Raw genomic sequence first — 20,701 nt, 5'->3', positions numbered from 1 at the left:
CCTCGCAATCACGCACGGAACATCAATTTTCAGAAGTAAGTAAGGTAGCGACTATGTTGCTTATCACGGGAGGGGCTGGGTTCATCGGCGGAAACTTTGTTCTCGATTGGCTTGCCGGTTCGGATGAACCCATCGTCAATCTCGACAAGTTGACTTATGCAGGGAACCTGGACACCCTGAAATCGCTGGAAGGCGATTCACGGCATCAATTTTTCAGGGGCGACATCGGTGATCGTCAGCTTGTTTCAAGGCTACTCGTCGAGCATCGGCCGCGTGCGGTGATCAATTTTGCTGCCGAGTCGCATGTCGACCGGTCGATCCACGGCCCGGGCGATTTCATTCAGACGAACGTCGTCGGGACTTTCAATCTTCTCGAAGCGGTGCGCGCCTACTGGTCCAATCTCGCGGCAGACGAGCGCCACGCGTTTCGCTTCCTGCATGTCTCTACCGATGAAGTGTTCGGCACGCTCGAGTCGGATGATCCGCCGTTCACCGAAACCAACAAGTATGAGCCCAACAGCCCATATTCGGCGAGCAAGGCGGCATCGGATCATCTGGTACGCGCCTGGCACCACACGTACGGATTGCCGGTGGTAACCACAAATTGCTCGAACAACTATGGCCCCTATCATTTTCCCGAGAAGCTGATTCCTCTAATCATCCTGAATGCGCTGGCCGGCAAGCCGCTTCCGATCTACGGCGATGGTCAGCAGATCCGCGATTGGCTCTACGTCAAGGATCACTGCTCGGCGATTCGCACAGTCCTGGCGAATGGTGTGCTCGGCGAAACCTACAACGTCGGCGGCTGGAACGAGAAGCCAAACATCGGGGTCGTACGCACGATCTGCGCGATCCTCGACGAGTTGCAGCCGCGCGATGATGGCAAGTCGTATGCGGAGCAGATCAGCTTTGTTCAAGACCGGCCGGGCCATGATCGTCGTTACGCAATCGATGCTCGCAAGCTCGAGCGTGAACTTGGCTGGAAGCCCGCCGAAACCTTCGACACGGGCATCCGGAAGACGGTCGAGTGGTACCTGACGAATCAGCCTTGGGTGAAAAACGTCACGAGTGGCCAGTATCGTACGTGGATCGACCGCCACTACGGGGAATAGTCGCCTGATAAGTCGCAGCATTCGGCGGGACGAACCGGTACACGCATGCGCTCCACATCGTGGTGCCTGCGCTAGTGTGTAGCGTCGATCTGACATTGCACACTTCCGATATCGCAGCGGGTGCGACACGTAAGTTTCTGCATTCCGCAAAGCGAATCATGGACGGCTGTCCCGATCGCGGCAAGTTGATCCCGATGGTCGGGATATCGATCACAAATTGGCGCACGGGCTGGTGACGTATTCGAGTAGCTGCACGATTGAAAACGGAACAACAAGTATGAAGCGCAAAGGCATTATTCTTGCTGGAGGGTCGGGTACCCGCCTTTATCCGGCGACACAGGCAGTCAGCAAGCAATTGCTGCCGATCTACGACAAACCGATGATCTATTACCCGTTGAGCACGCTGATGCTGGCGGGGATTCAGGATATCCTCATCATTTCGACGCCCCAGGACACGCCGCGATTCGAGCAGTTGCTGGGAGATGGATCACAGTGGGGAATCCGTCTGCAGTACAAGGTGCAGCCCGGCCCGGACGGGCTTGCACAGGCGTTCCTGCTGGGCGAGTCGTTTATCGATGGCGATCCTTCGGCGCTGATTCTGGGTGACAACATCTTTTATGGCCACGATCTCGGCGGACTGCTGAAGAGCGCGGTCGGCAAGAGCGCGGGTGCTCGGGTCTTCGCCTACCACGTCCAGGATCCGGAACGATACGGTGTTGTCGAGTTCGATTCGGCAGGCAAGGCGATCAGTATCGAGGAAAAACCCGAGGTGCCGAAGTCGCACTACGCGGTGACCGGACTCTATTTTTACGATGAGCAAGTGGTGGAATTTGCGAAATCGCTGAAGCCGTCCCGGCGCGGGGAGTTGGAGATCACCGATCTCAACGCGTTGTATTTGAAGGATGGTTTGCTCAACGTGCAGACGATGGGGCGCGGCTTTGCGTGGCTGGATACCGGCACGCACGACTCGATGCTCGAGGCCTCACAGTTCATCGCAACAATGGAGCACCGGCAGGGGCTGAAGATCGCGTGCGTCGAAGAGATTGCCTATCGGTTCGGCTATATCGACGATGAGCAGCTGGAGCGTCTCGCGCAACCGCTCAGCAAAAACGGCTATGGCCGTTACCTGCAAAGCATTCTGAAGGAAGGAAAGGGCCGGTGAACGCAATTGCGACAGCCATTCCCGATGTGAAGATTTTGAGCCGAGGGTATCGGGCGACGCGCTGTTATCCGGCACGGATGCAGCGGCGCCTGCTCTCGAGGGTACCGAATACTTTTGAGTCGCTTCCCGCGCAAGTCCATGTTTGACTTCAATGCCCTGCGCTTGACGTGGGGGATACCGTTCCTGGTCGATTTATCCGGTGCCAAAATGCTCGCTTCGGAGGATCGGCCCGCAACCCGAGTGTATCTGGTCGACGTCCGGCTGCTGCCGGGTTGGTACATGATCGAGCTGCGCACGAGCGGTCATGCGGCGCAGCTACGGGCGCGGATAAGGCTGCCCAGCGAACCTTCGGCGGCAACGCTTGCGATGACGCTCGGTGCGCGGCAAGTGAGCAAGCGGCTCGTGCATCTTCCGACAAGGGGAAAGATCGAAATCGAGATTGATTTCGACGATCCGGTTGCCGACCGCATCGAGGCGTTCCGCCTCGTCCGCGTCACGTCACGATTTGCGTATTTGCGCATCATGACCAAGCTCAAAGCGCTGCATCCGAGGTACAAGCCGTGCGGTGACGACTACGACCTGGCGGATAGCCAGCGCGAGCGTGGCGACTTGGCGCAAGCGTGGCGCGACTACTGCTGCCTGTTCGAAGAATCGGAGCAACTGGTGGGGTACCAGGACTGGATTCGTCACTTCGACACACCGAGCCGCGACACGTACAAGATCATGCAGGACAGTCTGCACCGCTTCACTGCTAGCCCGGTGTTTGCAATCGGTATGGAGGTGTCCGGTGTGCCGTCGCCACACTGGGAAACGGCGATCCGGTCGGTGGCAGCGCAGATCTATCCGAACTGGCAACTTCTGATTGTCGATCAACGCCCCGGCTCCGAACGTACCGATCTGATTCCGCGGGATCTTCGTGCCGATGCGCGCATCCGTGTGATTCCTGACCACGCTTCGGCAGACGAACATTCGACGCTTGATCGTGCGCTTGCCGAAAGCGGCAACTGGGTCGTGTTCCTCGGACAAGATGACGTACTTCCCAGACATGGCCTCTACGTCGTGGCCGATGCAATCGATCGTCGCCCCGATATCGATCTGCTCTATTCGGACGAAGACTACATCGACGTCAATGGCGTTCGGCACAGTCCACGGTTCAAGAGCGACTGGGACGAGGATCTGATGCTATCGTCGGATCTGTTTTCCGGCCTTGCCATTTATCGAGCTGCCGTGTTCGCGTTGTCCGGCGGGCGAGATCGTCGCCACGGAGCTGCGTCACGTTACGACATGACGCTGCGGTGTCTCGCGCATACCAGCCGGGATCGGATTGTTCATATTCCACGTGTGCTTTACCACAACCGTGCCGAACCCGAATCCATTCAGGACCCGGTTGCCCGACGCGACTCGCGTGATGCAAGGAGGCTCGCGGTCGTCCGTCACCTGGCGCGTGCTGGTATTCAAGCAACGGTCTCGTCGACGGCATACGGTCATCATGTACGGTATCCCGTACCCGAACAGGCGCCGCTTGTCACGATCGTGATTCCTACCCGTAACGGGTTTTCGCTGCTTAGCCGTTGCGTCGATTCGATTATCTCCAAGACGCACTATCGCGCATTCGAAATCCTCATCGTCGACAATGGATCGGACGACCCGGACACGCTCGACTATATGGCGCGGCTTGCAGTTGATCACGGTGTACGCATCCTGCGGGATGATCGTCCGTTCAATTATTCGGCCCTCAACAACCGCGCAGTCGAAATCGCGAGAGGAGAGTTCGTCGCGCTCGTCAATAACGATGTCGAAATCATCGATGGCGGCTGGCTCGACGAAGTGATGGGGCAGGCGCTGCGCCCGGAGGTCGGTATCGTCGGTGTCAAGCTGCTCTATACAAACGGAAGTGTTCAGCATGCGGGCGTCATTGTCGGGCTCAGCGGTTGCGCGGATCATCTGCATCGCGGGTTGGGACGCGACGAGCCCGGATATCAGGCACGTGCGGTGACGACGCAGTCCTTGTCCGCGGTCACCGGTGCATGCCTTGTCGTTCGGCGGTCGTTGTATCGGCAACTGGGTGGCTTGAACGAGACGGACCTCGCAGTTGCATTCAACGACGTCGATTTTTGCCTGCGCGTTCGGCAAGCCGGCTATACGGTGCTCTGGACGCCGCACGCCGTGCTGTATCACCACGAATCCGCAACGCGGGGACAGGACGATACCGCCGAGAAAATGGCCCGTGCCGCTCGGGAGATCGACTACATGCGGCGGCAATGGCATGACATGATCGCGAATGATCCGGCTTATAACCCGAATCTCTCGCTCCATCGATTCGATTGTCAGTTGGCGTGGCCGCCGCGTGTTGCATCGCTCCGGCGTCTCGCGCTCCGTGCGTCCGGGACAACGGCAGATTGAGTGCCGATTCTTCGGTATAGCCTTTGTCAAGGCTTGCTCCGTGCAGACTTTACGCGCCACCGTACCCGCTCGAGCGTGCACAACGGGATCGCGAGACGGTCTGCATGTTGCCCCCGGCACTCTGCGTTCGATGTTTCGGGCGGGGGAGCGAGCTTTTGCCCGTAGGGTCATCCATTTTCGATCAATATGAAAAATCTCCTCCTGTCGCTAGTTCGCCGAACCGTTCGATTCAAGGTCAATCCGGTCCGGGACCTGGCCGGGTCTGGGGCGACGTCTTGCGACTGGATGTCGACGGGCGAGCATCCCGTCTTCGACCTGAAGCCTGAGAGCGGGGGCGATGTCGTTCCGAAGGGCTGGGTGTATATCGAATCCCGGATGATCCGGCGGGGCGCGCATCTGGTGGCCCGGCTCCACGTGGATACCGGAGCGGGCTTTTCCGATGTGGGGTCCTTTGTCATTCCCGCGACCCGGCTGGGATATGTCAAACATATCGTCAGGATCCCGCCCGAGGCGCGCCGTTTGCGTTTGTCGCCCATGCGCGGTGAAGGCAGCGTCCGGGTGGAGTTTCTCCGAATTACGCAAATAACGCGTGTGGAGAAAGTTGTCAGAATGGCCGAGTGGGTAATCGGCGATTTGATAAAGTTCAAAAACACCAATCAGGCGAGAAAATACAACATTACCTGGGCACGTTTGCTGACGGATCTGAGTGGTGCATACGCGGATTGCGCAAAATTGCGATTCCATTCTGCCCCTATGGATTACGAGTCTTACGTAAGAAAGTTTGACACCCTGCGTCAATCCGACATTGCCGAGATCAGGCAACATATCGCTTCTTTCGCGAGGAAGCCGTTGATATCGGTTCTGATGCCCGTGTGTGGAGTATCGATCGATTGCTTGAAACCTACAGTGGAGTCTGTTCTGGGGCAGATTTATGAAAATTGGGAATTGTGCATGGTTGTCGACGAGGGGCATGACCCGGACGTCGCTTCGTATTTGAAATTTGTCTCGGAAAGAGAGGGGCGGGTAAAGCTTGTCTTTCGGGACGTGGGTGGATGTGTATCAAACGCAGCGAATGGTGCCCTTGAAATGGCAGCGGGGGAATTCACCACGATCATCGGCCGGAATGATGTGCTATCGCTTCATGCACTTTATTTCGTTGCTTTGAAAGGCGGTGAAATTGATGGTCTCAATATAATATACTCCGACAAAGATGAAATCGATTGGGGTGGAATTAGAAGTAACGAATACTTCAAGAGTTCGTGGAATCCTGATTTGTTTTTTTCCCATGACCTGATTTCGCACCTGGCCGCGTATAGAACATCCGTCCTGCGCGAGATCGGTGGATTTCGGGCGGAATTCGAGGGTGCGCAGGGCTATGATCTCGCACTCCGCTGCGTGAAAGTGAGCGCGGCTTCCCAGATTTGTCATATCCCACGCGTGCTCTATCATTCCCGGCGACGAAGTGAGCCCGGATGCGTCGATCCAGGTTCTGGTAATGGCGTTGATCGGGCCGGACAGAGAGCGCTTTCGGATTACTTCAAAGACCAACTGGGAGTGAGCATTTTCTGCGGACATCTGCCCGGAACCTATCGGGTGCGGTATCCGTTGCCCACCCCCGCACCAAGGGTTAGCGTCATCATACCGACTCGGGATGGCGGTCCGTTATTGAAGAAATGCATCCACAGCCTGCTTCATGGAACTTCCTATGAAAACCTGGAAATCATCGTCGTCGATAATCAAAGCAAAAGCCGTGAGACAGTCGATTATCTGCAATTCTTGTCGACGCAAGGCGGCGTGAGGGTGCTGAAGTATGATTTTCCTTTCAACTACTCGTCAATAAACAACTTCGCTGTCAAATATGCATCGGGCGATACGCTGTGTTTTTTGAATGACGATGTGGAGGCGAGTGAGCCGGATTGGCTGAAAGAGATGGTTTCGCACGCGCGGCGCCCGGAGATCGGTGCCGTCGGGGCGAAGCTGCTCTATGCGGACGGATTTGTTCAGCATGCGGGGGTTGTGATGGGGATTGGCGGTTTCGCAGGCCATGCGCACAAGCTCTATCCTTCGACGCATCCGGGCTATGCTGGACGAGCGATGCTGACACAAAATTTCTCGGCGGTCACGGGTGCATGCCTCGTTATGCGTCGTGATGTATTTCAAGCCGTCGGCGGATTTGATGAAGAAAATCTTCCGGTTGCATTTAATGATGTCGATCTGTGTCTTCGTGTGAGGGAGGCGGGTTATCGAATAGTGTGGACACCTTACGCAGTCTTGTACCATTACGAATCTTATAGTAGGGGTGATGATCAGATGTCTCCCGAGAAGCGTGCCAGATTTGACAGGGAAAAGAATTTCATGCTTTCAAAGTGGCGAACTGATGAATTGAATGATCCGTACTATAATCAAAATTTGACGCTCGATCGGGAGGATTTTTCTATTGCGGATTTCCCGAGGGTGTGTGATCCTTGGCGAGTTCGATTGAGGTGAGTTGGTTATTGTGTCTTTGAAATTCTTCCTGAAGGCGGATGGGGTTTCATGAAAAATGGGATATTTGGCCGTTATCTGATCCCTCTGGTGTGTCCCGGAGAGAGTGACGTGGTGCAGAAGGAGTATTCATGGGTGTAAAAAAACGTCTACTTCCCGGCATTCCGTTGATCGAGTCTCCGCTATTCGACGCCGAGGTCGCGCAGGCGGAGTTGACAACGGACGAGCACGAGATTGCGGTTGCGTTGAATCGCAATGGCTATGCGGTGATAGATTTTCCCGATACTGAACTCGATGCGCGGATCACACGTATTCGCGAACGCCTGACCGCGCAGTTTGTGGAAACGGGTTTGAGCAGCGATGGCGTGGTCTACGGTGTCGGCCGTATCCAGGACGCGTGGATAAAGGATCCGGACGTCAAGGCTATTGCTACCAATCGACAAATACTGGATTTGCTCGAACGCTTGTATGGTCGAGCGGCATTTCCATTCCAGACGCTCAATTTTCGGGTTGGCACGCAGCAACCGTTGCACACCGATGCGGTGCATTTCTCGTCGATCCCGCATCGCTTCATGTGCGGGGTGTGGGTGGCTCTCGAAGACATCTCGCCGGAATCAGGGCCACTTCAGCTGGTCCCGGGGTCGCACAACTGGCCGATGGTAGACAATGCAACGGCCGGTCGACGCGGGTTTGGGGTATCGAGCGAATCGGCGCAATTGCCGTATCAGGAAATCTGGGATGCCATGGTGGCGGCAAAGGGTGCCAGCATCAAGACATTCGAAGCACGCAAGGGGCAGGCGCTGATCTGGTGTGCCAATCTGCTGCACGGCGGGAGTCCGCAAATCGATCCGGGAATGTCTCGCTGGTCTCAGGTGACGCATTATTTTTTCGACGATTGCGTCTACTATACGCCCGCGTTTTCCGATGAATACCTGGGCCGTCTGCAACTTCGCAATCTGGTCAACATCGTCGACGGCATGCCCAAACCCAATTCCTATCTAGGTGAGGCAGTCACTCAGTCGCCGGCGCGTGCGCCGCGCAAGTCGCCAACCCTGATGGGACGACTGCGCAGGTGGATGCAGGGTTGATGTGCGCCGAATGCGGAAGGCCGTACGACGCATTTGCAATGCGTCGTACGGCGGGCCGGCGACGAAGCGAGTGGCATGCCGGCGTGGAGAGCCAATCGGCGCGGGCACCGGCCTGCTGTCGAACAGGCCCAACCGTAAATATGTGACGCTCGTACGAAATCGGATTCGGCGAGAGGCGTATGTCGTTTTTTTGACGATCATGCATATTTCTCATTTGTATTGCAATGAGGTATCCTCCCTGTCTTCGGCGGTCATTGTCGCCTCATTCTGCCATCGAGGCCGACACGAGAGAATACGGGATTGCATACATTACATGTGCCTTTCCGGATCATTGCGCTCGTGCTTAACGTCTCTTCGGTCCTCCATTTAATATACTTAGATGCCGCGCTCGTTTCTCGTGCTGCAAGGCACTGCCTCGCTTTTTTTCTATCAACTCGCTCGCGCGCTCCGCGACAAGGGGTATGTCGTCCATCGAGTAAATTTTTGCGGTGGTGATTGGTTGTATGGCGGGGCAGGAGCTGTTTTGAATTATAGCGGCGGGGTTGAGAATTTGCCGCAATGGTACGACGATATCGTGCGGCGGGAAGGGATCACCGATGTCGTTATGTTCGGCGACTGTCGCGACATACATCGCGAGATGCTGGCAGTCTCTGCGGCGCACGATCTGCGTGTTCACGTATTCGAAGAAGGTTACGTGCGTCCGCACTGGATCACGCTGGAGAACCACGGCGTCAACGGACGATCGTTGTTGCCACGTGACCCCGCATGGTACCTGCAGCAACGCAGCGTGACGCCGCCCGCCAAGCAGTGGCGGCCCACGGGCTATAATCTGTACGAGCGTGCCTTTCACGACATCACGTATCGCTTGGCGAACACGATATGCTGGCCCCGATTTCCGAAGTATCGCAGTCACCGACCGAAGAACGGCTTTTTCGAATATTCGGGGCTCGCCGTCCGGATGCTGTTGCAGCGCAAGCATCGACGCGAAGCGGAGGCTGTCACGCGCGAATTGCTCGGCGGCGATCGGACTTACTACTTGTTTCCGCTGCAATTGAATTCCGATGCACAAATCGTGGTGCATTCGTCTTTCGATGGAATTCGCGCAGCGATCCGCCGTGTCGTGGAATCATTCGCGCGATATGCGCCGCGAGATGCGTTGCTGGTCATCAAGAATCATCCCCTGGATACGGGGCTGATCGAATATCGCAATTTTTCGCTTAAAATTGCGCGTGCCGCAGGGATGGAGAGCCGGATTCGTTTCATCGATGCCGGCCATCTTCCGACACTGCTCGAACACGCACGGGGCGTCGTGGTGATCAACAGCACGGTTGGCTTGTCTGCGCTACATCACAAGCGGCCGCTGGTTGCGCTTGGCTCCGCTATCTACAATTTCAGCGGCCTGACCTGGCAGGGAGAGCTCGATGATTTTTGGCTTCGAGGCGTGCCGCCAGATATGGATCTCTATCACGCGTTTCTCGATTACGTGATGCATCACACACAGATCAACGGCGATTTCTACACTCGGACCGGTATCACGATGGCTATTGCTGGTGCGGTTACCCGGTTAGAGCACGCGGATGACTGAGCCGCCGGTTCGGCACGTCGTTGTCACCGGCGCGAGCGCGGGCATGGGCCGCGCTTTGGCGCTCGCCTATGCGCAACCCGACACCGTGCTCGGCATCGTTGGCCGCAACGAAGCGCAACTCGAATCGACCGCGGTAGCCTGTCGCGAGCGAGGCGCGACAGTGATCGTTGGTATCGTCGACGTACGGGACGCTGAATCGATTCGCGCCTGGCTGTATCGTTTCGACGATCGACATACGATCGACCTGCTTATCGCCAACGCAGGCGTCGCAAGTACGTTGTCCTCCGGGTCCGACTGGGAAGACCTCGACCGTACCACTGAAGTCGTCGATACGAATTTCTACGGTGCGATGCACACGATTCTCCCGGTTATCGAACGGATGCGTGCGCGAAAGCGTGGCCGCATCGCTGCAGTCAGTTCTCTGGCCGCGCTTCGGGGTATGGCCATCTCGCCCGCGTACTGCGCGAGCAAATCGGCGATCAAGGCCTACGCCGATTCTGTCCGCCCGCTGCTGAAACGCGATGGGATTGGTGTCTCGGTCATTCTTCCCGGATTCGTCAAGACGTCGATGAGCGACGTTTTTCCCGGCGATAAGCCGCTCATGTGGACTGCCGATCAGGCCGCCGCATACATTCGCCAGAAGCTCGATGCCGGGCGCGCGGAAATCGCGTTCCCGAGTCTGCTTGCGTTCGGCATGCGCATCCTGACCGTGCTGCCGATCACATTGGCCGATGCAATTCTCGACAAGCTTTCGTATCTGCCCGGCAAGGAAGACGTAAATTGACGGGCGCAATCTGGCTCGCGTTTACCATTGCGGTCGGCGCGTCGTTTCTGCTTGACCGAATCGCAGTTCCGCGCATTCGGTCGCGGCGTCACGCCAATGCGCTGTTTCTACATGTGCTGGCCGTCGTGTTCCTCGCGTCGCTGGTGCTGCTCGCCACCGGGCGGCCGATCTTCTCTGCGTCCGGTGCGGTCGCGCTGGTCGGACTCGTCGCGGTCGTCAGCAACGCCAAATACGAATCGCTGCGCGAGCCGTTCGTTTTTACCGATCTTAGTCTCTTTAGCCAGTTGTTCTCGCATCCGCGGCTCTATTTGCCGTTCCTGAGCGCGGGCAAGGTCGTTGTGATCAGCGCAGGGATCGTATTGAGCGTCGCCGGCTATCTCGCCGAGGCGCCCATCACGCCGCGTCCGCTGCTCGCGCTGGTGGTCGTTGTTGGTTTCACATTCCTACTGGCGCAATACATTGCGGCTCGTCTGCCTTTGGTGCTCGACGCCGAAGAAGACCAGCGCCGTCACGGTTTTTTCGCTGTCTTTATTGCATATTTGCTGAACGGCATGCGTCCCGCGACGTTTGAAGCGTTCCGGCGCGTCGTCGGTGCGGGACCCTTCATCGCCGGCATGCCGGTGGAGCGGCCCGACGTCGTCGTGATCCAGAGCGAATCGCTGTTCGACGTACGACGCATTTCATCGGCAATTGCGCCAGCCTTGCTTTCCCATTTCGATCGCGCGAGACGCGAAGCAGTCTGCTACGGCGAGCTTTCGGTACCGGCATGGGGCGCAAACACGATGCGCACGGAATTCTCGGTGCTGACCGGCCTGTCGTTTGAGCGCCTCGGCTACGCGCGTTTTTATCCGTATGCGTTCGTGCGTCGCGCGTGCGCGTCGATCGCAAGCTGGTTCGGCCGCGGCGGTTATGAAACGCTGGCGCTGCATCCGTATTACGCCGATTTTTTTGGGCGAAATCGTGTCTTTCCGTTGCTCGGATTCAACACATTTCTCGACATCGAATACTTTGCCGACGCGCCGCGTGCTGGCCCGTATATCTCCGATGCAGCCGTGCTCGACGCTGTGATCGCCGCGCTGGAAAGCAAGTGCGAGAAACCGCGCTTCATCTTCGCGATGACGATGGAAAACCACGGCCCACTACACCTCGAGCAGGTATTACCGGGAGAATCGTCTTCGAGGCATACTCTCGGCGAAGACCCATCCTGGCGCGACCTGACAGCCTACCTGCGGCACATTGAAAACGCCGACGCAATGGTCGGTCGCTTGCTCGATCATTTGCGCGCCAGCGATCGTGAAACGGTCGTTTGCTTTTACGGTGACCACGTTCCCGCGTTACCTCACGTATTCGAAAAGCTGGGCGTTTCTCCACAAACCAGCGACTACTTCATTTGGCGAAATTACGGCGCAGATACTCCAGAATGCCGGAATTTGGCAGCCGAAGAGCTTGGGGTTGCACTGCTGCATGTGGTACAAGATGACGGAAATCGCGCGGAAGAACCGCACGCATCCGAGAAAGCGACATAAAAGATGAACAGTAAGATTGCAATAATTGGGGTGGCTTGTCGGTTTCCCGGGGGCGCAAACAATCTTGGCGACTTCTGGCAACTGCTGCGCGACGAACGCGACGCAGTAACCGAAATCCCCGCCGACCGCTTCGGTACCGATTTCTACCAGCACCCGTCCAAACGCGAACCGGGCAAGAGCTACACGTTCGCGGCCGGCGTGCTCGACAACGTCGCCGGCTTCGACGCCGCGTTCTTCGGCATTTCCCCGCGCGAAGCGGCCCAGATGGACCCTCAGCAGCGCCTGCTGCTCGAACTCGCATGGGAAGCGTTCGAGGACGCCGGCGTGCGCCCGGCCGACATGCGGGGCAGCAACTGCGGCGTTTTTGTTGGCGCGGCCAGCATGGATTACGGCAACCGCAACATGGACGATCTGAACGTGATCGATCCGTATTCGGCGACCGGCAATACGCTGAGCATCGCGTCGAACCGCGTGTCCTATCTGTTCGACCTGCACGGCCCGAGCATGACGGTCGACACGGCCTGCTCGTCGTCGCTCGTCGCCCTCCATCAGGCCGTCAAGGCGCTGCAGTCCGGCGAAGCCGACGTGGCGCTCGCCGGCGGCGTCAACCTGCTGCTGCACCCGTTCGGCTTCGTCAGCTTCTCCAAGGCGTCGATGCTGTCGCCGCGCGGCCGTTGCCGCGCATTCGACGCGACCGGCGACGGCTACGTGCGCTCGGAAGGCGGTGCGGTCGTGCTGCTCAAGCCGCTCGATCGTGCGCTGGCGGACGGCGACACGGTCCATGCAGTGATCGCCGGCTCCGGCGTGAACTCGGTCGGCCACTCGCCGGGCGGGATCAGCGTGCCGGGCGCGGCCGCGCAGGCAGCGCTGCTGCGCAGCGTGTATGCACGCGCCGGCATCGATCCGCAGTCGCTCGCTTATCTCGAGGCGCACGGCACCGGTACGGCGGTCGGCGATCCGATCGAAGCGCGCGCGCTGATCGACGTCGTGTCGGGCGAGCGCCCGGCGGACCGTCCGCTGCTGATCGGCTCGGTGAAGACCAACATCGGCCACCTCGAAACGGCATCCGGCATGGCCGGCCTGCTGAAGGCCGTGCTGTGCCTGAAGCATCGCGCGGTGCCGCGCTCGCTGCACTTCGTCACGCCCAATCCCGGGATCGATTTCGACGGCGGGCGTCTGCGCGTCGTCGATCGCTACATGCCGCTCGACGCGGGCGGCGCGCCGCTGACGGTCGGCGTCAACTCGTTCGGTTTCGGCGGAACGAACGCCCACGTCGTGCTGACCGAGGCGCCGGTCGCACACGACGTGTCGACGGCAGCGCCCCAGCCGATTCCAGCGCAACCGTCGCCGCTCGTGCTGACCGCGCGCAGCGCGAATGCGCTCGCGGCGCTCGCAGGCCGCTATCTCGCCATGCTCGACGACGGCGCCGACTGGCAGGCGCTTGCCGGCGCGGCCGCGCGTCGACGTCAATGGTTCGAACATCGCGCGATCGTCGCGCCTGCCGACGTGACGGAAGGCCGTGCGGCGCTTGCGGCGCTCGCGCACCCGGCGCAGGAAGGGCTGCCGGCCTGCGTCGCAACCGGCCAGGCGCCGGCCGACGCGTTGCGCACCGCGCTCGTGTTCTCGGGCAACGGTTGCCAGTGGGTCGGGATGGGCAACGAACTTTATGCGGAGAACGCGGTTTTCCGTGCGGCGCTCGACGAAGTCGACGCGCTGTGGTGCGAGGACGGCAGCCCGTCGCTCGTCGACGTGATGCGCGGCGGCCCGAGCGCGGAATGGCTGGCCGGCGCGGGCGCCGAATGGCTCGCCGCGACGGAGAACGCGCAGCCGCTGCTGTTCGCGATCCAGGTCGGGATGATCCGCGTGATCGACGCACGCGGCATGCGTTACGACGCGGCGATCGGCCATAGCGTCGGTGAAATCGCCGCGGCGTGGGTGACGGGCGCGCTGTCGCTCGCCGACGCGGTACGCGTGATCAAGATCCGCAGTCGCGCGCAGGCGATGACGCGCGGCAGCGGCCGGATGGCGGCCGTCGGCATCGGCGAGGCGGCGGCGCGCGAGCTGATCGCGCGCCACGGGCTGGCGCGCCGGGTCGAGGTGGCCGGCATCAACAGCCCCGATGCGGTCACGCTCGCAGGCGAACTGCAGGGCTTGCAAGCGCTGGAAGCGGCGCTGCGCGGCAGCGGCAAGTTCTTCCAGATGCTCGATCTCGACTATGCGTTTCACAGCAGTCACATGGATCGCATCGAGCCGGTGGTGCTGGCCGAACTGGCCGGCGTGCGGCCGCAACCGGGCAACGGCGCATTCGTGTCGACGGTGACCGGCGGCCCGTTGGCCGGCAACGAACTGGATGCGCGCTACTGGTGGCGCAACATCCGCGAGCCGGTGCGCTTCGGCGACGGCATCGCGCACCTGATCGAGCAGGGCGTTCGGCTGTTCATCGAAGTCTCGCCGCATTCGATCCTGCGCACGTACGTGAAGCAGGCGTTGACGGCGGCCGGCGTGACCGGCGTGGCGCTGCCGACGCTCAAGCGCGATCACGGCAGCGCGGCGACGCTGCGGCAAGCGATTCTCGCGGCGATCGCGCACGGTGCGAGCGTCGATCCCGACCGCTTCGCGCCCGGCGCGTCGCGTGCGGCATTGCCGTCCTATCCGTGGCAGCGCGACCGCTTCTGGCTCACGCCGACCGTCGAAGGCTACGGTCTCGTCGATCGCCGCCGCGAGCATCCGTTGCTCGGCTATCGCCTGCACGAGCACGCATTCGGTTGGGAAAACCAGCTCGATCCGGCGAAGCTGCCGATGCTCGCCGATCACGTCGTCGACGGCGGCGTGGCGTTCCCGGGCGCCGGCTACGTGGAAATGGCGCTCGCCGCGGCGCGCACTTTCTTCGACACGCCGGATGCGGCGCTCGAAAACGTCGAGATCCGCACGCCGGTCGTGTTCCAGCCGCAGCAGGCGAAGCTGTTCCGGCTCGTGATCGAGCCGCGCACCGCGACGTTCACGATCGAGACGCGCGACCGGATGTCCGACGGCGCATGGGCGCTGAACGTGACGGGGCGGATGCTCGAAAGCGGCAATGCGCTCGGCGCCGCGAGCAGCGTGCCGGCCGAGACGCTCGAGCGCCTGCTCGCGCTGCCGGCCGCCGACGGCGACACGCTGTATGCGAATACCGCGGCGATCGGCCTCGGCTACGGGCCGGCGTTCCGCTGGGTCCGCGCCGTGCGGGTTGCCGCGGCCGAGGACGCCGCGCTGGCCGACGTCGCCGCGCCGGCCGCGTGCGGCGATGCGCGGGCGCTGTCGGCCTATCTGCTGCATCCGGCGCTGATGGACAGCGGGTTTCATCCGCTGTTCGCGTTGCTGACGGCGCAGGCGCGCGACGGCGAGCATCCGGCTTACGTGCCGGTGCAGATCGGCCGGGTCGATTATCTGCGCGGCGACACGGTCGCCCGCGTGCTCGCGCGGATCGACCGCCGCAGCCCGCATTCGATCGTCGCGCATTTCGAATTCCTCGACGCGCAAGGCGCGATCGTGGCGCGGCTCGGCGCATGCCGGTTCCGGCGCGTGGACCTCGTCGGCCGTCGCCAGAACCTGCCTTCGCGTTTCGTCTACCGCCTCGAAGAGCTGCCGTTGCCGAACGACGTCGACGCGGCCGGATTGCCGGCGCCCGACGCGCTGCTCGCGCAAGCCGTCGCGCGCGTCGATGCCGCCGGGCTCGACGGTCGCCGGACGCAGCATTTGACCGAAATCCTGCCGCTGCTCGACGTGCTGGCAAGCCTGTACGTGCTCCGCGCGTTCGATGCGCTCGGCGTGTTCGCCGGCACGTGGCAGCCCGCTCCGGAGCGGGCGGCGTTCGCTGCACGCCTGGCCGACATGCTCGTCGAGGATGGTCTTGCCGCGCGTGACGGCGCGCGCCTGGTACGCGACGATGCGGCGTGCGCGGCGCTGCCGCCGCTCGACGATCTGTGGCGCGGGCTGCTGTCCGAATCGCCGGGGCACGTGGCCGAACTGACGTTGCTCGCCCATTGCGGCGCGGCGCTGCCCGACGTGCTCAACGGTGCGAAGGACGATGCTCGCAGGCTGTCGCCGACCGGGCACAGTCTGGTCGAGCAACTGCTTGCCGCATCGCCGACCTGGCAGCACGTGCATGCGTTGCTGGCGGCCGGCGTCGAACAGGCGGTCGACGCGTGGCAGCCGACGCGCCGGCTGCGCGTGCTCGAACTCGGTGCGACGGACGGCGACGTATTGCAGACGCTCGGCATGCATCTCGCCGCCGCGCGCTGCGATCACACGATCGCCGCGACGGCCGGGCAACTGGCCGGATTCGATACGGATGCGCAAGCGACGGTGCGCACGGTGGCGTTGCAGCCGGGCGAATGCTTGTCGCTGTCCGCCGACGATGCCGGGCCTTATGACCTGATCGTCGCGAACCGCGCGCTGAGCGGTCGTCACGATCCGGCCGATGCGCTGAATGCGATGCGGTCGTGGCTGGCGCCGGGCGGCTTGCTGCTGCTGGCGGAGTCGCGTCGCGGCCGCTTCTCCGACATCGTGTTCGCCCCGCAGGCGGCGGCGACGGAGGCCGACGCGCCCGCGCCGCTGGCGCCGGCGGATCTCGAAGCGGCGCTGGCGCGCGCGGGCTACGTCGACGTCGTGCGGCATGTCGAGCAGGGGCTCGATCTGGATGGCACGCCGACGTTCGTCATCGCGCGCAACCCGGCGAGCACCTTGGCTGCGCGATGCGGCAGCGACGCGAGCGATTTCGATACGCTTGCCCGCAGCGAACGATGGCTCGTGATGCACGCGCCGGATGCGGCCGGCGGTTTCGGCGGGCGACTGGCCGATGCGCTCGCGCACGCGGGCTATCCGACCGATATCGTCGACGTCACCCATGCGGCCGACGCGATCGCGTCGTTGCCGGTCGGGCAGCCGGCGCATGTCGTGTTCTGCGCGCCGGAGACGCCGCTCGCCGATACGACGACGGGAGACGGCCTGATGGCTGCGCTGCGTCACGGCGTGATCGCGCTGGCCGCGCTCGTGCGCGCGCTCGGCGCGCAGCCGAACGCGGCCACGCGACTGACCGTCGTCACGCGCGGCGGCGCGCCGTTCGCCGGTGCCGCGAACGCGCACCCGGAACAAGCGACGCTGTGGGGCCTCGGTCGCGTGCTGGCGAACGAGCATCCCGAACTTGCATGCCGGCTGATCGACGTCGATCGCGCGGCGGACGGGATTCCCGATGCGCTGATTCGCGAGCTGACCGGCGCGGCGGTCGAGGAAGAAGTCGTACTGAGCGCACACGGGCGGCTGGTGCCGCGCATGCTGACGGCCGCGCAGGCCGCGGCGCGCAGCGACGGCGCGATGGCGCGCGCGTCGGTGCTCGCGTTCGACGCACCGGGCTCGCTGCGCAATCTCGAATGGTTCGCGTTGCCGGAACGCGCGCTGGGCGACGACGAGGTGGAAATCGAGCCGGTTGCCACCGGCCTGAATTTCCGCGACGTGATGTATGCGATGGGGCTCCTGTCCGATGAGGCGGTCGAGACCGGCTTCGCGGGCGCGACGATCGGCATGGAACTGTCGGGCCGCGTCGTCCGGGTGGGCCGCGCGGTGACGGAATTCGCGCCGGGCGACGCGGTGCTCGGCTTCGCGCCGGCGTCGTTCGCGACGCGCGTGAGGACGCGCGCGCAGGCCATCGCGCCGAAACCCGAACGCCTGTCGTTCGAGGAAGCGGCGACCGTGCCGACCACGTTCTTCACCGCGTACTACGCACTGGTCGAACTCGCACGGCTGCGTCGCGGCGAGCGCGTGCTCGTGCATGGCGGCGCGGGCGGCGTCGGGATCGCCGCGATCCAGTTGGCGCGCCACTTCGGCGCGGAAGTGTTCGCGACGGCCGGCAGCGACGAGAAACGCGAGTTCGTGCGCCTGCTCGGCGCCGATCACGTGCTCGATTCGCGCAGCCTGGCCTTCGCGGACGAGATTCGCGCGATGACGGGCGGCGAGGGCATCGACATCGTGCTGAATTCGCTCGCCGGCGAGGCGATGGTGCGCAGCATCGATACGTTGCGTCCGTTCGGCCGCTTCCTCGAACTCGGCAAGCGCGATTTCTACGAAAACAGCCATATCGGCCTGCGGCCGTTCCGTAACAACATCAGCTATTTCGGCATCGACGCCGATCAGTTGATGGGCGCGTTGCCGGAGCTGACCGCGCGACTGTTCGGCGAAGTGATGGCGCTGTTCTCGGCAGGCGTGCTGCATCCGTTGCCGTATCGCGCGTTCCCGGCCGAGCGGGCCGAGGATGCGTTCCGCTACATGCAGCAGGCGCGCCAGATCGGCAAGGTGCTCGTGACCTATCCGTCCGGCACGCCCGCGCCGACGCGCGGCGTCGCTCGAGCGGAGTCGTTCGCGCTCGATCCGCAGGGCGCATACCTGGTGGTCGGCGGCACGGGCGGCCTGGGCTTCGCGAGCGCGCGCTGGATGGTCGAGCACGGCGCACGCCGGCTGACGCTGGCGAGCCGCTCCGGCGAACTCGCTGCGGCGGCGCGCGACGAGGTCGCGCGCTGGCGCGATACGCTCGGCGTCACCGTCGACGTCGTGTCGTGCGACGTGACCGATGCCGCGGCGGTCGACGCGATGATCGCCGCGATCGTCCGGCACGGCCTTCCGCTGAGGGGCGTGCTGCATTCCGCGATGTCGATCGACGACGGCCTCGTGCGCAATCTCGACGATGCGCGGATGGCCGCAGTGCTCGCGCCGAAGGTGGCCGGCGCATGGAACCTGCATCGCGCGACGCGCGGGCTGCCGCTCGACCTGTTCGTCGTCTATTCGTCGGCGACGACCTATCTTGGCAATCCGGGGCAATCGAACTACGTCGCGGCCAACACCTTCCTCGAGGCGCTGGTCGAACATCGCCGTGCAGCAGGGTTGCCCGGTACGTTCATGGCCTGGGGGCCGCTCGAGGACGTCGGCTTCCTCGCACGCCACGCCGATACGCGCGAAGCGTTGCAATCGCGGATCGGCGGCGCGTCGATCACGTCCGACGAAGCGATGGCCGCGCTCGAGCGAGTGCTGGTCGCGGGCGCGGCCGGCGAAGCGGTGGTGCGGCTCGACTGGCACGCGGTCGCACGCGGGATGCCGGCTGCGAAGGCGCGCCGGTATGCGCTGCTGCAATCGCAGGCGAAGGGCGGCGATGCGCGCGACGGCGGCACGCAGCTGCGCGAAGAGGTGCTCGCGCTGCCGCGCGACGAAGCGGTCGCGCTGGTCGCGCGGACGCTGCAAGCGCAGATCGCGCGGATTCTGCACATGACGCCCGATCGCATCGCGCTCGACAAGTCGGTGCTCGACATGGGCATGGATTCGCTGATGGGGATGGAGCTCGGCCTCGCGGTCGAGGAAGCGTTCGAGGTCAAGCTGTCGGTGATGGCGATCGCCGAAGGCGCGTCGGTGACGACGCTGGCTGCGCGCATCGTCGATTCGATCGGCGCGTCGGCCGATACCGGCGTCGATGCCGTGTCGGCGACCGATGCCGCGCAAGAGGCCGTCGCGGCGCTCGCCGCGAAGCATGCGATCGACGGCGAAGCGCGCGCGATGCTCGATACGCGGCCGGCGCCGGTTGCCGGCCAGCCGTCGCCGTCGCTCGAGGTGGCGCGGTGAGCGCGCCGACCGGCTGGGCGACGCGGCAGGGCACGCTGGCGCGCCCGCTGACGATCGACGGGCACGGGTTGCACACGGGCCGCCGGGTCGCCGTGCGGATTCTGCCCGCGCGTCCCGAAGACGGCGTGACGGGCATCGTGTTCCGTCGGGTCGAGCAGGGGCGCACGGTTGCGACGCTGCCCGTCGATCCCGCGCTGCGCCGTGCGCAGCCGCTCTGCACGATGCTGCGCAATGCCGACGGCATCGGCGTGCGCACGGTCGAGCACCTGCTTGCATCGCTGCTCGCATGCGAGATCGATCATGCGATCGTCGAGCTCGACGCGGAAGAGGTGCCGATTCTCGACGGCAGCGCCACGCCATGGGTGGACGCGATCCGCGCGTGCGGCCGCGTCGCGCTCGATGCGCCGAAGCGCTTCATCCGCGTGTTGCGGCCGGTCGTCGTCGCGGACGGCGATGGCGACCAGCGGCGCGAAATGCGGCTCGAGCCGGCGCCGCGCTACGAACTGAGCGTGCGCAACGACCTGCGCGGCTTCGGCGACATGCATTGGGACGGCGCGCTGACGCCGGCCGCATTCGCGACCGACATCGCGCCGTCGCGCTCGTACGGGCGCGTGAAGTGGGCCGTGCCGGCGATCGTCGCCGGCTATCTGCGCGGCGTGCCGATCCTGCGCGGCGCGCGGCCGTCGTGCACCGCGTCGATCGTCGGCAATCGCGTGCTGGGCGGGATGCGGCTGCCGGAGGAGTTCGTCCGGCATCGCGTGCTCGACCTGATCGGCGATCTCGCGCTGGCCGGTGCGCCGCTGCTCGCGCGCGTGAGCGCGCTGCGGCCGAGCCACGAAATGAATTTTCGGCTGGTCGATGCGTTGCTGGCCACGCCCGATGCGTGGCAGTGGGCCGACTTTTCCGACGCGTGACA

10 protein-coding genes are annotated in these 20,701 nt (G+C 62.7%); all 10 read left to right on the top strand.

All coding sequences use genetic code 11. The features are described from left to right. The first annotated feature begins 53 nt into the window (after positions 1 to 53). The 10 genes from rfbB (at position 54) to WT53_RS07470 (ending at position 20,699) form a co-directional block, all read left to right on the top strand. Positions 54 to 1,112: a dTDP-glucose 4,6-dehydratase gene (rfbB, locus tag WT53_RS07510; RefSeq protein WP_034206499.1), complete on the top strand. Its 1,059-nt coding sequence runs from the start codon at positions 54 to 56 to the stop codon at positions 1,110 to 1,112. Positions 1,113 to 1,389: 277 nt separating this feature from the next. Beyond that, the gene (rfbA, locus tag WT53_RS07505; RefSeq protein WP_034206500.1) at positions 1,390 to 2,274 is read left to right on the top strand and encodes a glucose-1-phosphate thymidylyltransferase RfbA; all 885 of its coding nucleotides are present in this window, start codon (positions 1,390 to 1,392) and stop codon (positions 2,272 to 2,274) included. A gap of 138 nt (positions 2,275 to 2,412) precedes the next feature. After that, a complete protein-coding gene (locus tag WT53_RS07500) occupies positions 2,413 to 4,677 on the top strand; it encodes a glycosyltransferase family 2 protein (protein ID WP_052100243.1) in 2,265 nt (754 codons plus the stop codon). A gap of 186 nt (positions 4,678 to 4,863) precedes the next feature. Then, complete coding sequence (locus tag WT53_RS32030) at positions 4,864 to 7,164, top strand: glycosyltransferase family 2 protein (protein WP_230624897.1); 2,301 nt, start codon at positions 4,864 to 4,866, stop codon at positions 7,162 to 7,164. A gap of 128 nt (positions 7,165 to 7,292) precedes the next feature. After that, positions 7,293 to 8,249, top strand: coding sequence for a phytanoyl-CoA dioxygenase family protein (locus WT53_RS07495; RefSeq protein WP_034206501.1), 957 nt, complete (start codon positions 7,293 to 7,295; stop codon positions 8,247 to 8,249). Between the two features lie 379 nt (positions 8,250 to 8,628). Next, positions 8,629 to 9,834, top strand: a complete 1,206-nt coding sequence (locus WT53_RS07490; RefSeq protein WP_034206502.1) for a capsule biosynthesis protein — start codon at positions 8,629 to 8,631, stop codon at positions 9,832 to 9,834. Further along, positions 9,827 to 10,618, top strand: coding sequence for an SDR family oxidoreductase (locus tag WT53_RS07485; RefSeq protein ID WP_034206503.1), 792 nt, complete (start codon positions 9,827 to 9,829; stop codon positions 10,616 to 10,618). The genes WT53_RS07490 and WT53_RS07485 overlap by 8 nt, the downstream gene beginning before the upstream one ends. Beyond that, a complete protein-coding gene (locus tag WT53_RS07480) occupies positions 10,615 to 12,144 on the top strand; it encodes an LTA synthase family protein (RefSeq protein WP_034206504.1) in 1,530 nt (509 codons plus the stop codon). The genes WT53_RS07485 and WT53_RS07480 overlap by 4 nt, the downstream gene beginning before the upstream one ends. A 3-nt stretch (positions 12,145 to 12,147) precedes the next feature. Next, a complete protein-coding gene (locus WT53_RS07475) occupies positions 12,148 to 19,785 on the top strand; it encodes a type I polyketide synthase (protein WP_034206505.1) in 7,638 nt (2,545 codons plus the stop codon). After that, entirely contained in the window at positions 19,782 to 20,699 is a 918-nt protein-coding gene (locus tag WT53_RS07470) for a UDP-3-O-acyl N-acetylglycosamine deacetylase (RefSeq protein WP_034206506.1), read from the top strand. The genes WT53_RS07475 and WT53_RS07470 overlap by 4 nt, the downstream gene beginning before the upstream one ends. Positions 20,700 to 20,701 lie beyond the last annotated feature (2 nt).

Source organism: Burkholderia sp. MSMB2157WGS (assembly GCF_001532755.1).
Taxonomy (GTDB): Bacteria; Pseudomonadota; Gammaproteobacteria; order Burkholderiales; family Burkholderiaceae; genus Burkholderia.
This window is presented reverse-complemented; position numbering and strand designations above follow the sequence as displayed.